The organism is Streptomyces sp. NPDC050528 (assembly GCF_044457795.1).
Taxonomy (GTDB): Bacteria; Actinomycetota; Actinomycetes; order Streptomycetales; family Streptomycetaceae; genus Streptomyces.
Genome location: NZ_JBITHH010000016.1, coordinates 24,288 through 37,340, shown reverse-complemented (window position 1 = coordinate 37,340; position 13,053 = coordinate 24,288). Strand labels below are relative to the sequence as shown.

General features: G+C 69.8%; 12 protein-coding genes. 9 read left to right on the top strand and 3 right to left on the bottom strand.

The window, feature by feature from the left end:
* Positions 1-14 precede the first annotated feature (14 nt).
* Both ACIBK4_RS41805 and ACIBK4_RS41800 read left to right on the top strand, forming a co-directional pair.
* On the top strand, positions 15-953 hold the full coding sequence (locus ACIBK4_RS41805; protein ID WP_399003891.1) for an arabinan endo-1,5-alpha-L-arabinosidase: 939 nt from the start codon (positions 15-17) through the stop codon (positions 951-953).
* A gap of 67 nt (positions 954-1,020) precedes the next feature.
* On the top strand, positions 1,021-2,535 hold the full coding sequence (locus ACIBK4_RS41800) for an alpha-N-arabinofuranosidase (RefSeq protein ID WP_399003889.1): 1,515 nt from the start codon (positions 1,021-1,023) through the stop codon (positions 2,533-2,535).
* A 13-nt stretch (positions 2,536-2,548) separates the two neighbouring features.
* Here the strand turns inward: ACIBK4_RS41800 and ACIBK4_RS41795 are convergent, their stop codons facing one another.
* Positions 2,549-5,524, bottom strand: coding sequence for a beta-galactosidase (locus tag ACIBK4_RS41795; RefSeq protein ID WP_399003887.1), 2,976 nt, complete (start codon positions 5,522-5,524; stop codon positions 2,549-2,551).
* A 118-nt stretch (positions 5,525-5,642) separates the two neighbouring features.
* Between ACIBK4_RS41795 and ACIBK4_RS41790 the strand changes: the two genes are divergently transcribed.
* From ACIBK4_RS41790 to ACIBK4_RS41775, 4 genes are all read left to right on the top strand, one after another.
* A complete protein-coding gene (locus tag ACIBK4_RS41790) occupies positions 5,643-6,116 on the top strand; it encodes an Rrf2 family transcriptional regulator (RefSeq protein ID WP_033286837.1) in 474 nt (157 codons plus the stop codon).
* 67 nt (positions 6,117-6,183) lie between these two features.
* On the top strand, positions 6,184-6,759 hold the full coding sequence (locus ACIBK4_RS41785) for a TlpA family protein disulfide reductase (protein WP_399003884.1): 576 nt from the start codon (positions 6,184-6,186) through the stop codon (positions 6,757-6,759).
* 73 nt (positions 6,760-6,832) lie between these two features.
* Positions 6,833-7,756, top strand: a complete 924-nt coding sequence (locus ACIBK4_RS41780) for a sulfite exporter TauE/SafE family protein (protein WP_399003882.1) — start codon at positions 6,833-6,835, stop codon at positions 7,754-7,756.
* Between the two features lie 338 nt (positions 7,757-8,094).
* Positions 8,095-8,748 (top strand): DUF4360 domain-containing protein, encoded by a 654-nt coding sequence (locus ACIBK4_RS41775; RefSeq protein ID WP_033286840.1) that lies wholly within the window; start codon positions 8,095-8,097, stop codon positions 8,746-8,748.
* Positions 8,749-8,837: 89 nt separating this feature from the next.
* Here the strand turns inward: ACIBK4_RS41775 and ACIBK4_RS41770 are convergent, their stop codons facing one another.
* Both ACIBK4_RS41770 and ACIBK4_RS41765 read right to left on the bottom strand, forming a co-directional pair.
* Positions 8,838-9,626 (bottom strand): intradiol ring-cleavage dioxygenase, encoded by a 789-nt coding sequence (locus tag ACIBK4_RS41770; RefSeq protein WP_399003880.1) that lies wholly within the window; start codon positions 9,624-9,626, stop codon positions 8,838-8,840.
* A gap of 136 nt (positions 9,627-9,762) precedes the next feature.
* Entirely contained in the window at positions 9,763-10,269 is a 507-nt protein-coding gene (locus ACIBK4_RS41765) for a MarR family winged helix-turn-helix transcriptional regulator (protein WP_399003878.1), read from the bottom strand.
* Between the two features lie 73 nt (positions 10,270-10,342).
* Between ACIBK4_RS41765 and ACIBK4_RS41760 the strand changes: the two genes are divergently transcribed.
* The 3 genes from ACIBK4_RS41760 (at position 10,343) to ACIBK4_RS41750 (ending at position 13,046) form a co-directional block, all read left to right on the top strand.
* Complete coding sequence (locus tag ACIBK4_RS41760; RefSeq protein ID WP_399003876.1) at positions 10,343-11,239, top strand: alpha/beta fold hydrolase; 897 nt, start codon at positions 10,343-10,345, stop codon at positions 11,237-11,239.
* 385 nt (positions 11,240-11,624) lie between these two features.
* Entirely contained in the window at positions 11,625-12,536 is a 912-nt protein-coding gene (locus tag ACIBK4_RS41755) for an NAD-dependent epimerase/dehydratase family protein (RefSeq protein WP_399003874.1), read from the top strand.
* Positions 12,537-12,584: 48 nt separating this feature from the next.
* A complete protein-coding gene (locus tag ACIBK4_RS41750; RefSeq protein ID WP_390159260.1) occupies positions 12,585-13,046 on the top strand; it encodes a hypothetical protein in 462 nt (153 codons plus the stop codon).
* Positions 13,047-13,053 lie beyond the last annotated feature (7 nt).

The window sequence follows — 13,053 nt, the reverse complement described above, 5'->3', positions numbered from 1 at the left end:
TTGCCGCTGCACTGATGGCGGCCGCTCTGACCCTGCTGCCCAACACGGCCCAGGCAGCCCAGAGTTACCCCGACCCACAGCCCATCACCGGCCAGCAGATCATCCACGACCCCACGGTCATCGCCCTCAAGTCCGGCGGCTACGTGGCCTATTCGACCGGCGGCGTCATCGGCGCCCGCACCTCCAAGAACCGCGTCCAGTGGGACGACGCGGGCAACGCCTTCGCCACGCCCCCGAGTTGGTGGTACGACTACAACTCCACCGGCGACCCCTGGGCCCCCGACCTCTCCTACCGCGACGGCCGCTACTGGCTCTACTACGCGGTGTCCTCCTGGGGCACGAACCACTCCGCGATCGGCGTGGCGACGTCCCCCACCGGCCTCCCCGGCACGTGGACCGACCAGGGCAAGGCCTTCACCTCGGAAACCACGGACACGTGGAACGCCATAGACCCGGCCATCGTCCAGGCCGACGGCAAACTCTGGATGGCCTTCGGCTCGTACTGGACCGGCATCCGCCTGATCGAACTGAACCCCACGACAGGCAAGGCGATCCCCGGCGCAACGGTGTCCCAACTGGCGACCCGCCCGGACGCGCCGTACGCGGTGGAGGGCGCGTACATCGTCCACCACGGCAGCTACTACTACCTCTTCGCCTCCTACGACGCCTGCTGCCAGGGCGTGAACTCCACGTACAAGATCCGGGTCGGCCGCTCGACGACGATCACGGGCCCGTACGCGGACAGCACAGGCAAGCCAATGCTGACGGGCGGCGGAGACCTACTCCTCGCAACCCACGGCCGCTACATAGGCCCCGGCGGAGAATCCATCTTCCAAGACAAAGGTAAGGATGTCTTGGCATACCACTACTACGACGGAGAGGATTCAGGCACGCCCAAGCTGGGGCTAAACACCCTCACCTGGACAACCACCGGCTGGCCAAAGCTCCTTTAGGGGCGCGGGGAACTGCGCGACCAGCCCCCACAAACCCGCAGACAAAACTCAACCCAGAAAGGCCCGCATGCGCACCGCCCGCTTCACCCTCGACCCCGCCTTCACCATCGGCGAAGTCAACCCCCGCCTCTTCGGCTCCTTCGTAGAACACCTCGGCCGCTGCGTGTACACCGGCATCTTCGAACCAGACCACCCCACCGCAGACCCAGAGGGCCTCCGCCAAGACGTCCTGGACCTGGTCAGAGAACTGGGCGTCACAACCATCCGCTACCCCGGCGGAAACTTCGTCTCCGGCTACAAGTGGGAAGACTCGGTAGGCCCCGCAGGGGATCGCCCCCGCCGCCTGGACCTGGCCTGGCGCTCAACAGAAACGAACCGCTTCGGCCTCTCCGAGTACATCGCGTTCCTGAAGAAGCTGGGCCCGCAAGCAGAACCGATGATGGCCATCAACCTCGGCACACGCGGAGTCGCCGAGGCACTGGAACTCCAGGAGTACGCCAACCACCCTTCCGGCACGAGCCTCGCAGAGCTACGCATCACCCACGGCGACAAAACCCCCTTCGGCATCCAACTCTGGTGCCTGGGCAACGAGATGGACGGCCCCTGGCAGACGGGCCACAAGACCGCCGAGGAGTACGGCAGGATCGCCGCGGAGACGGCTCGCGCGATGCGCCAGATCGACGCCGGCGTAGAACTCGTCGCCTGCGGCTCCTCCTCCCAGGCCATGCCGACCTTCGCCGAGTGGGAGTCGACGGTCCTCCAGGAGACGTACGACCTGGTCGACTACATCTCGCTGCACGCCTACTACCAGCCGACCGACGGCGACCTCGACTCCTTCATCGCCTCCGCCGTCGACATGGAGTCGTTCATCGAGAACGTGGTCGCGACCGCCGACCACGTGGGCGCCCGCCTCAAGTCGAAGAAGAAGATCAACCTCTCCTTCGACGAGTGGAACGTCTGGTACACGTCGGACTGGGAGGAGCAGGCGAAGAACGCCGATCCCGCCGACTGGCCGGAGGCACCGCGCCTGCTGGAGGACAACTACAGCGTCATGGACGCGGTGGTCTTCGGCTCACTCCTGATCGCCCTGCTCCGGCACGCCGACCGTGTCACCGTCGCCTGCCTCGCCCAGCTCGTCAACGTCATCGCGCCGATCATGACGGAGCCGGGCGGCCCGGCCTGGCGCCAGACGACGTTCTTCCCGTTCGCGCAGGCGTCGAAGCACGGCCGGGGCCAGGTCCTGGACGTCCGCGTCGACTCCCCGAAGCACGAGACGAAGCAGTACGGCGAGACCGACCTGCTGCACGCCACCGCCGTGCGCGGCGAGGACGGCTCGGTCACGGTGTTCGCCGTCAACCGCAGCCGCACCGAGTCGCTGCCGCTCCAAGTGGGCCTGAACGGCCTGGACTTGACGTCGGTCGTCGAGCACAGCGCCCTCGCGGACACCGACCCGGACGCCCGCAACACCCTGGCCGACCCGGAGCGCGTGGCCCCGCACGAGGTCGAGGGCACCACGCTCCAGGACGGCACGCTGACCGCCGTACTGGAGCCGCTGTCCTGGAACATGATCAGGATCAGCTGAACCCCATGGGGTGTCAGCGGCCGGGGGAGGCCACCGGCGAAACCGGTACTCCTCCGGCCGCACTCCCCAACAACGTCAGCCGTACGTCCTTCGGGCCCGCCGGTGTCGTGCCGTCGGACAGGACGGCCAGGGCGAGAGTGTTTGTGCCCCGGGTGCGGAGGATCCCGTTCGGGAGTGCGAAGGTGTGCTGCGGGCCCACGTCGTTGATGTACTGGCCCATGTTCCAGCCGTTGAGGAAGATCTGGACGCGGTAGGCACGCGTCGGGTCGTCGTCGAGGACGAGGCCGATCGAGGCGTCGATGCCGGTGTCCACGGCGAGCTTGAAGCTGGTCCGGTACCAGGCCACGCCCTGCCGCTTGTCGGCGCGGGGGAGGGTCACCGCCTCCCACCCGGCGTCCGCGTACCCCGGCAGGTGCCAGCCCTCCCGCTCGCCGTACAGCCCGCCGTTGTTCTGCGGCCCGCGCACCGGATCGGGTGTCGACTCACCCTGGAGTCGCCAACTCACCTTCGGGGAGGCGCCCTTGAAGGTCGCCGCCGTCAGCCCGCGCGCGACCTTGTGGGTGTCGAGGGCCTTGCCGTCCTGGTCGTGCTGCATCCGCCGCACCAGCACGGACAGGACATGTGAACCGGCCGCGCGCTGCTTCTCGGGAATCGCGAAGGTCGCCTTGGCCGCCCAACTGCCCTGCCGCACACTGGTGTTCGTCGGCACCGGCATCCGGTGCGTGCCGAGCGGCTCGCCGTCCAGCCACGCCATCAGCAGCCCCTGCGTGCCGGTGCTGTAGGCGAGGGTCACCGACTCCAGGGTGTCGGCCTTGCCGGTCGTGAAGCGGCCCCGGTACCAGACGTCGCCGTAGTGGAAGCCGTAGTCGTCCGCGAAGAGCAGCGGCTGCCCGGCGGGGATCGCCGTCGTACTGAACGTCGAAGTCCGGTCCGCCGCCGTCCACTTGGAGTCGTCGAAGGCGACCGCGGCCTCCTGGTTCTCCACCTTCCGCCGCCAGCCGTCGAGCGCGGGGAGCGGTACGGCGGGCACCCCGGGCAGCAGCGCGTCCGGGTTCGAGCGCAGGCTGCCGGCGTTGGTGACGGTCGCGGGCACGGCCCGTCCGTTCCAGGTGACGTCGGTGATGCCGCGCGGGCCCCACACCTCCAGGCCGGTCTCGCCGATGGTGTCGCCGGTGAGGTGGGCGGTCGTCCCGCTGACCGTGGCCTCGCGCAGCAGCGCCGGGCCGTAGACCAGCGCGGTGCCCGAACCGGTCTCGTACGGCCACAGGCGTACGGAGCCGGCCTCGTCGGCGAAGACCAGCAGGAGGGAGTTGTCGACGCCGCCGCCCTGGACGAGGACCCGGGTCAGGCCGCCGATGCCGAGCGGGACGGTGACGTGCAGGAGACCGCGGTCCCAGACCCAGGCGGCCTGTGCGTCGAGCCGGGTCACCACCGGCTCCTCGGGGCACTCGACGACGACGTGGGCCATCTCGCCGCGCGTCCCGGCGAACACGGCGATGTCCTGCCGGCCGGTGGTGAGGGACATCATCGGAGTGACCGTCGAGTACCTCAACTTACGGCCGCCGAGGGCGAGTTGGGTGACGAGGAGGCGGGCGTCCTGGGCCGGGACGGTGACCTCGATGTCGTCGCTCGCGGTCGGCAGGGTCGAAGTGACCGCCGCCGTACCGTCGTTGCGCAGGACGTAGACGTGCGCGCCGGTGTCGGCGTTGGTGAGGTGGTAGACCTTCAGGCCGTCCGCCTTGACGTCGGCCGCGCGGTCCAGCTTGGCGAAGTCGGGCACCGTCCGCAGCAGATGGCCGAGCTGGTGCATCGGCACGAGCTTCGCGGTCGGATTGCGGCCCTCGTCGAAGGCGGCGCCGTAGTCGTACGACGTGTAGACGACCGGCGCGGGCAGCCAGCCCCACGAGGTGCCGCCGAACGTCATGTAGACGCTGTGCAGGGTGAGTCCGTTGGCGAGGTTGGTGAGGTAGAAGCGCCGCTCGTACGCCGCGTCACGCGTCCGGCGCGACTCCGCGTACCCCTTGCCGTCGAACCAGGACCCGCCCCACGGATCGAACCAGCCGCCCCCGAACTCCGGCACGAAACCAGGGGTCTTGGGGCTCGCGGTCGCTCCACCCTTCGCCCCGCCGATCCCGAAGTGCCCCCAGTCCGGCGGGAGTTGGGACGGCGAGGGATACCCGTCGAAGCCGTACAGCCAACCGCCCTTGTCCGCGCCGGTGTCGAAGGATCCGGGGGTCCAATAGCCGTTGCGTCCCTTGTCGTTGTGGAACAGGGGGACGTCGATGCCGTCGGCGCGCACCTTCTTGTACAGGTGGGACATGTACGCGCCGCCGGACGCGTGGGTGAGCTGGCCGTCGTACTCGTTCTCGATCTGGTAGAGCAGGACCGTGCCCGTGCCCTGGGTGAACAGGTGCTTGGAGACGATGGAGTTGACCTGGGTGAGCCACTCGTCGACGTGCGAGAGATACGTCGCGTCGGCCGTTCTGGCGGTGCCCTTCGTGGCGACGAGCCAGCCGGGGAAGCCGCCCGCGTCGATCTCCGCGTTGATGTACGGGCCGGGGCGCAGGATGACGTAGAGGCCGGTCTCGGCGGCCATGCGCAGGAACAGGTCGAGGTCCCGGATGCCCGTGAAGTCGTAGTGGCCCTGCGCGGGGGAGTGGTAGTTCCAGGAGACGTAGATGCTGACCGCGTTGTAGCCGAAGGCGCGCATCTTCTGCAGGACGTCGCGCCACAGGGACGGGCTCGGCAGCCGGAAGGGGTGCATCTCGCCCGACCACAGGACCAGGCGCTTCCCGTCGACGATCAGGGAGTAGCGGTCGTACCCGATCGTGTGGGCCCGGCCGTCCGCGGCCGGTGGTGCGGGGGGCGGGCCGGTCGGCACGACGTGCGCGGCGTACGCGTCGTCGCCACCGCCGCTGCCACCCCCCAGCGCGAATCCGAGCGCGGCCGTGCCCGCGAGGGTGCTGAAGGTACGCCTGCTCAGCTCCACTGGAAGCTCCTCCCGGGTCCGGTCCGTCGGCGGCACGTGCGAAGCCATTTTCCGTGGTCGTCCCAGGAGGCCGTCGTGCGGGGCCATTCTCTATGCCGGAACGGCCCACAATGGACGCATGAGGATCTCGGCACGGGCGGATTACGCGGTACGGGCGGTACTGGAGCTCGCCGTACGGGGTGACGACGGCCCTGCGGCGGACGGTCCGGTGAAGGCCGAGACCATCGCCACCGCACAGGACATCCCGCACAAATTCCTGGAGGGAATTCTCGGCGACCTCCGGCGCGCCGGGATCGTCGACAGCCGGCGCGGCGGGGGCGGCGGCTACCGGCTGGCCCGCGCGGCCGGCGCGATCACCGTCGCCGACGTCATCCGCGCGGTGGACGGCCCGATCGTGTCCGTACGCGGCGAACGCCCCACCGGCCTCGCCTACACCGGCACCGCCGAACCCCTCCTCCCCCTGTGGATCGCCCTGCGCGCCAACGTCCGCAAGATCCTGGAGGGCGTCACCCTCGCGGACATCGCGGCGGACGCGCTGCCGGAACCGGTACGGGCGCTGGCGGCGGAGCCCGCGGCCTGGGAGAACCCGTAGACCCGTAGCCCTGTAGTCCTATAGCCCCTAGTCCTGTCGTCGAAGCGCGGTGAGGAGAATGACCGCGATGACGATGACGATGATGATGACAACTCGACGCGCGTACGCGGCTGTTGCCGCTGCCTGCGTGATCCTCGCGGGCTGCTCGTCCCCGGAGGCGATCAGCCAGGCCAGTCCCGGGGATCCGCTCACCAGGACCTTCGAGGAGGGGAAGCGTCCCGCCGTGGCGGATCTGGCGGGGACCTCGTTGGACGGGGACGCGATCCGGCTGTCGGACTACCGGGGCAAGGTCGTCCTGATCAACGCCTGGGCCTCCTGGTGCGGGCCCTGCCGGGCGGAGGCGCCCCAGCTGAAGCTGATCCAGGAGACGTGGGGCGACCGCGGACTGCGCGTCCTGGGGCTCGACAACGACAACAGCCGCGCCGCCGGTCTCGCCTTCCAGAAGAGCTTCCACCTGGCCTACCCGTCCCTGCACGATCCCTCGGGGAAGCAGGCCCTGCGGCTGCCGCGCGGGCTGGTGGACACCCAGGTGATGCCGTTCACGATCGTCGTCGACCGCGCCGGGAAGGTGGCGGCGACCCGGATGGGCGCGGTGACGCGGACGCAGCTCGCGAAGGTCGTGGAACCGCTGCTGCAGGCGTAGGGGTCCGTCCTTGTGAGCCGTCCTCATCCGTGTCTCAGGATCCGTTCAGATTGGCCGCCTAGCGTCGCCTCCCATGCGCACGCTGATACTGCTCGCCCTCGCGGGCCTCGGGGCCCAGCTCGTGGACGGCAGCCTCGGTATGGCCTACGGGGTCACGTCCACGACGCTGCTGCTGGCCATGGGGACGAATCCGGCCGCCGCGTCCGCCACCGTCCACCTGTCCGAGATCGGTACGACGCTGATGTCCGGCGCCTCGCACTGGCGGTTCGGGAACGTGGACTGGAAGGTCGTGGTGCGGATCGGGGTCCCGGGCGCGATCGGGTCGTTCCTGGGCGCCACCGTCCTGTCGAAGCTCTCCACCGAGGTCGCCGAGCCGGTGATGTCGCTGATCCTGTTCGGACTCGGCGTGTACGTCATGTCCCGGTTCACCTTCAAGGGGCTGCCGAAGGGGCAGCTCGGCAAGCCGTTGCGGAAACGGTTCCTGGCGCCGCTCGGGCTGGTCGCCGGGTTCCTGGACGCGACCGGCGGGGGTGGCTGGGGGCCCGTCGGTACACCCGCGCTGCTGGCCAGCGGGCGGATGGAGCCGCGCAAGGTGATCGGGTCGATCGACACGAGCGAGTTCCTGGTGGCGGTGGCCGCGAGTCTCGGCTTCCTGTTCTCGCTCGGGTCCCAGGGGCTCAAGTGGACCTGGGTGATCGCCTTCCTGCTCGGGGGAGTCGTGGCCGCGCCGGTCGCCGCCTGGCTGGTGCGGCTGGTTCCGCCGCGGGTGCTGGGCTCGGCCGTCGGCGGGATCATCGTCGTGACCAACGTCCGTACGCTGCTGAGAAGTGACTGGATCGGCGCGTCGGGTGCGCTGAGCACTCCGGTGTACGTCGTGCTGTACGGGATGTGGGCTGCCGCCCTGGCGTACTCGGTCCGCGCCCATCGCCGGGAGAGGGCGCTGGAGACGCGGACCGAGTCCGAGTCCGCCGAAGAGCGGCAGCCGCTCGGGGTGTGATCGGCGATCCCCGATCAGTGCTTCCTGGTCATCAGCCTCCTGGCCATCTCCGCGTCGACACCGGCGTCATGGCAAGGAAGTTACGGCTGTACCTGAAGGATTCCTTGATGTGCCGCTGTGAAGGGCCTGGGGACGGAACGGCCAACGGCCGCTTATTTCAACAGAGTTCACACACTGTGGAGAGAATGTGAAAGACGCGTCTGTGAATGGCCTGAGTTCGCCCTGACCGCCTCCTGTGGGGCTCCCTACGATGCGAGCGCGCCGTCGGTCTTCACAGGAACTTCATTGGTTCTTCAAAGACTTGGGGCGCAGCCACCCCCCAACCCCAAGGAGAAACCATGCCTGGTGGGCTCCTCCTGAGCGGCGCCGTCGCCGCTCTTCTCACCACCGCGCTGCCCATGCAGCACGCGTCCTCACCCGTGTTCGACGACCCGCCCCCGGACAAGATCGTCATCAACGTCGCCACGGTGAACGGCTCGGGCTGCCCGCAGGGCACGACGGCGGTCGCCGTCTCCGAGGACAACACCGCCTTCACGGTGACCTACAGCGCCTACCTCGCCCAGGTCGGCGGCAACTCCGACCCCACGGCGTTCCGCAAGAACTGCCAGCTCAACCTGGTCGTCCACGTCCCGCAGGGCTTCACCTACGCCATCGCGAGCGCCGACTACCGGGGCTTCGCCTCGCTCCAGCGCGGCGCGAGCGGCGCGCAGAAGGCCTCGTACTACTTCCAGGGCTCGTCGAACACCACGAGCAAGAACCACCCGTTCAACGGCCCCTACGACGACAACTGGCAGGCGAACGACAGCACGGACGTGGCCCAACTGGTCTGGGCGCCCTGCGGAGTTCAGCGCAACTTCAACATCAACACGGAGCTGCGGGTCAGCGCCGGCACCTCGGCGCCCGGCGCGGTCAGCTTCATGACGATGGACTCGACGGACGGCGACATCAGCACGATCTACCACATGGCGTGGGAGCACTGCCCGAGCTCCTGACGTGCGGTGCTGTGAGATGACATGAGGAAGGGGTGGCCCGTGTCGCACCGCGGGCCACCCCTTTCCCGTGGGGGGATTTCAGGGCCGTGTCAGCTCTGGCTGACGCCGAGCGTCAAGGTGCCCGTGTAGCCGGACGAGGTCGAACTGCCCAGCGCCGTAAGGGTCATGAGGCCCGACGAGGCGCCTCCGTCGTCGTAGATCGAGTCCTGCGCGAGGGTGGTGCGGGTGACCGTGTTGGTCGAGTACGGGGAGACCTTGGCGACGGCGGTGGTGATGGTCTCGTCGATGAAGAGCTGGCCCGTGTGGAGTTCCTGGCCGCCGGTGAACGAGCCGTCCGCGGTGAGCGTGACGCCGGTGTGCACCTTCACATGGATGTGCACGCAGCGGCCTCGGTACCAACCCGGGTAGATCGTGGTGATGTTGGCGAGCCCGGCGGAGTTCGTGAGGACACCGCCGCGCAGGAAGGTGCGGTCGTCCGGCTCGCTGTGGCCGTTGTTGCCGACGTAGCCGGAGTACTCGCCGAGCGCGTCGCAGTGCCAGATCTCCACGAGCGCGCTGGGGATGACCGCGCAGGTGCTGTCGTTCACGACGGTGAGGGCGAGTTTGAGCGGGACACCGGCCTTGCCTTCGGTGACGTCGGCGCGGACGAGGGCGCCGTCGAGGTAGTAGGGGCCTTCGGTCATCTCCTTGGTGAGAGTGCAGACTGCCGCCGGGGCCACGGGAGTTGAGTCCGCGGTGGTGGCTGTGGCGGGGGCGTGGGGAGCGGCGGCGCCGACGGCCAGTACGGCGGCCGTGGTGCCGGTGGCGATCAGGACGGTACGACGCCCGATCGGGGTGGGGGTGACTCCGGCTGTGCCGTGTGAGGATGAGTCTGTCATGGACGCGGCACCGTAGAAGCGCAAGCTGTCGGCCGGCTGTGCGAACGGCAAAGTGACGGTCCGTCAAGTTCATTGCGGGACAGGTGGGTTGCGGGGGCTGTGGCCGGTGGGGTTAAGGAGGCTGGAGCCGGCTGGGTTACGACGGCTGCCGGCGGCGCCCGCCCTCGGTGAGCTCGGCGAGTTCGGCCAGGGTCGCCGCGATGGCCGGCAGGAGGTCGGCCGGGATGTGGTCGAGGACCCGGCGCCGGGCGCTGGCGAGGTGGGAGGGCTGCGCCGCGTGCATGGCGCGCAGCCCGGCGTCGGTGAGAACGGCCTCGCTGCCGCGCGCGTCCTCGCTGTGCCGTTCCTTGCGCACCAGGTCGTGGCGGGAGAGCCCGTCGATGATGCGCGTGACGCGCGGCGCGGTGACGCCGGACGCGGCCGCGAGCGCGGACATGCGCATGCGCCGGTCGGGCGCCTCGCTGAGCAGCAGCAGAACGGCGAACTCGGTCATGGTCACGCCGGTGCGGGACATGTCCTGCTCCAGGGTGCGGGGGAGGGAGTGGACGAGGCGGCCGAGGCTCTGCCAGAGGAGCAACTCGTCGGGGGTCAGGGGATCGACGGGGGGAGTGGTGGGGGTGGGGTCGGTGGCGGTGGGCTCCATGCGTCCACTGTATTTGACTAGTTAAGCAAGTGGATGCGATGGTTGCTTAACTAATTAAGTACGAGGTGATCGTATGCGTCCCGGAGCACCCGCACCGGCGGGATTCGAGCACGCCGTAGCCGATGTAGGCGATGGCGACAGCAATGGCGATGGCGATGGCGTCCAACTCCACTACGTGGTCGGCGGATCAGGCCCAGCCGTGGTGCTGATCCACGGCTGGCCGTTCAGCTGGATCGAGTGGCGGGCGCTGCTGCCGTTGCTCGCGGCGCACGGCTTCACGGTGATCGCGCCCGACCTGCGGGGATCCGGCGACTCGCAGATCCCGCCGGGTCACTGGACGAAGCGCGAGGAGGCCGAGGACCTCCACGGCCTCCTCCGGCACCTGGGTCACGACCGGGCCTTCGTGGTCGGCACCGACGTCGGCACGATGACCGCGCACGCCTGGGCCCAGGCCCACCCCGAGGACGTGGCCCGGCTGGTACTCAGCGAGGCGTTCCTCCCTGGCTACGGCCTGGAGGAGCACATGAACCCCGCGACCGGCGGCTCCTGGCACTTCGGCTTCCACGCCCAGACCGACCTGGCCGCGCTGCTCACCGCAGGCAAGGAGGAGCAGTACCTCTCCGGCTTCTGGTCGCTGATGACCGCCGGCGGCATCAGCGCCGCGGACCGCGCCGACCTGCTCCGCACGTACACCCGCCCCGACGCGATGCGCGGCGGCTTCGAGCACTACGCCACGCTCGTCCAGGACGGGAGGTCGGCCCGCACCGGCGACCGCCTGACCATGCCCGTCCTCGTCCTGAACGGCGAACACGGCCTGCCCCAGGACGTGTTGCTGACCGGGGCCCGCGAGGCCGCGACCGACGTCTCCCACGACACGGTCCCGGGCGCCGCGCACACCTTCGCGGCGGACAACCCGACCTGGACGGCGGACCGGCTGGCGCGGTTCTTCACGACCACTCCCGCCGCCTGAGCCGGTGACGTCAACGCGCCGCCTGACACCGTCACTTGACCTGGCGGCCTGGCATTCGCGACGACTTCGCCCCCCCGGGCGCGCGCATCTTTGCGGCCGACGGCCCGGCTCGGGCGGCGGCCCGGCTGGCCCGGTTGTTCACCACCATCCCTGCCGCCTGATCCCGTTACCGAACTCCCCACCCGAGCAAGTCTGTTGGGCCCCGCCTGGCGGACGGCGCACTTCGTCCCCGGGAGCCGCGCGCACTTTCGCGGCCGACAACCTGGCTCGGACGCCGGACCGCCTCACCCGCTTCTTCGCCACCACCCCCTGAACTCCCCACCCGAACCCGTCACTTGACCCCGCCGCCCCACCCGCGGCACGACACAGCACACGGAGCACTCTCATGCAGATCCTCGTCATCGGCGCCACCGGCTACGCGGGACGCCGTGTCTCGGCCGCACTCGCCCGTGCCGGACACACCGTTCTGGGCCTGGCGCGCGACACCTCCGCCCCTGCGGCCCACGCGCTCACGGCCGACGAAGTCACCGCCGTAGAGGGCGACTTCGGCAAGCCGGAGACGTGGCGGGACCACCTCGACGGCACCGACGCGGTTGTTCATCTGCTGATGGACATGAGCGACCCGATCGGCGGCGACCAGCGCCTGTTCGCCGAACTGCTCGCCGCCCAGGAGCGCGACGGCCGTAGCCGCCACCTCGTCTACACCACCGGCATCTCCTCCTACGGCCGCACCGGCCTGCCCCTCATGGACGAGAACACCCCCGGCAACCCCGAGAGCCCGATCGGCTTCCGCTTCGCGCTGGAACGGGAGTTGGGCGCGTCAGGCCTCGCCCACACCGTGGTCCGCCCCGGGTTCATGTACGGCGGCCCTGCGACCACCTCCATGACCGCCCAGTGGTTCGCCGCCGCCGAGGCGGGCAACCCCGTCTTCTACGGCGACACCGCCAAGCGCTGGAGCTGGGTCCACGTCGACGACGTCGCCGAGGCCTACGTCCGCATCCTCGACAACCCGGCCGCCGTGGACGGGGAGACCTTCGTCATCGCCGACGACCAGCGCCTCACCGCCCTGGACCTGCAGCGCACCGCCGTACGCGCCGCGGGCCACACCGGAGAGATCGCCCTGGAGAGCGCGGAGGCCGGCGGCATGATGCAACTGGCCGCCGACCAGGACGAGTTGGTCACCAGCGCCAAGGCCCACCGCCTCCTGGGCTGGACCCCGCGCCATATCTCGTTCACCGACGCGCCCACCCGGCACTACCTCGCCTGGAAGGCGGCTCGGCCCGCCAGTACCCGGTAACTCGGTAATTCGGACAGTCGTTTCCGCCCGGTGGGGGAAGATCACCCGATGAAGCCCTTCGACCCCCAACGCGCGGAACCCGGCCGCTACCCGCGACTTCAGGCCGCCCTCGACACCGTCAACCGCGACTTCGCGGCGACCCTGCCCGACCAGCCGCCCCTCGCGCTGATGGTCTGGGACGAGCAGGTCTACGTCGCCGTGTCCGACGGCAGTTGGCACCACGAGGGTCTCCAGGAACCGGACGACGACGCCCCCGACGACGACGCCCTCGGCCTCGTGGCGGACGCGGCCCAGGAGACGGTGGCCGACCGGCTCCGGCGGGCGTGGCCGGTGTGTCCGTCCCATCGGACCGGTACGCATGTTCGCCCCGAGGGGACGGGGGCCGACTGGGAGGGGTGGGGCGAGGGCGAAAGCGAGCGGCTGGTGTGGTGGTGCGGGGGCGGTGCCGCGGGTGACTGTCACGACCTCGCGGCCGTGGGGGAACTCGCCGCCGCCCGGACACGGCCGTAGCGCCGTT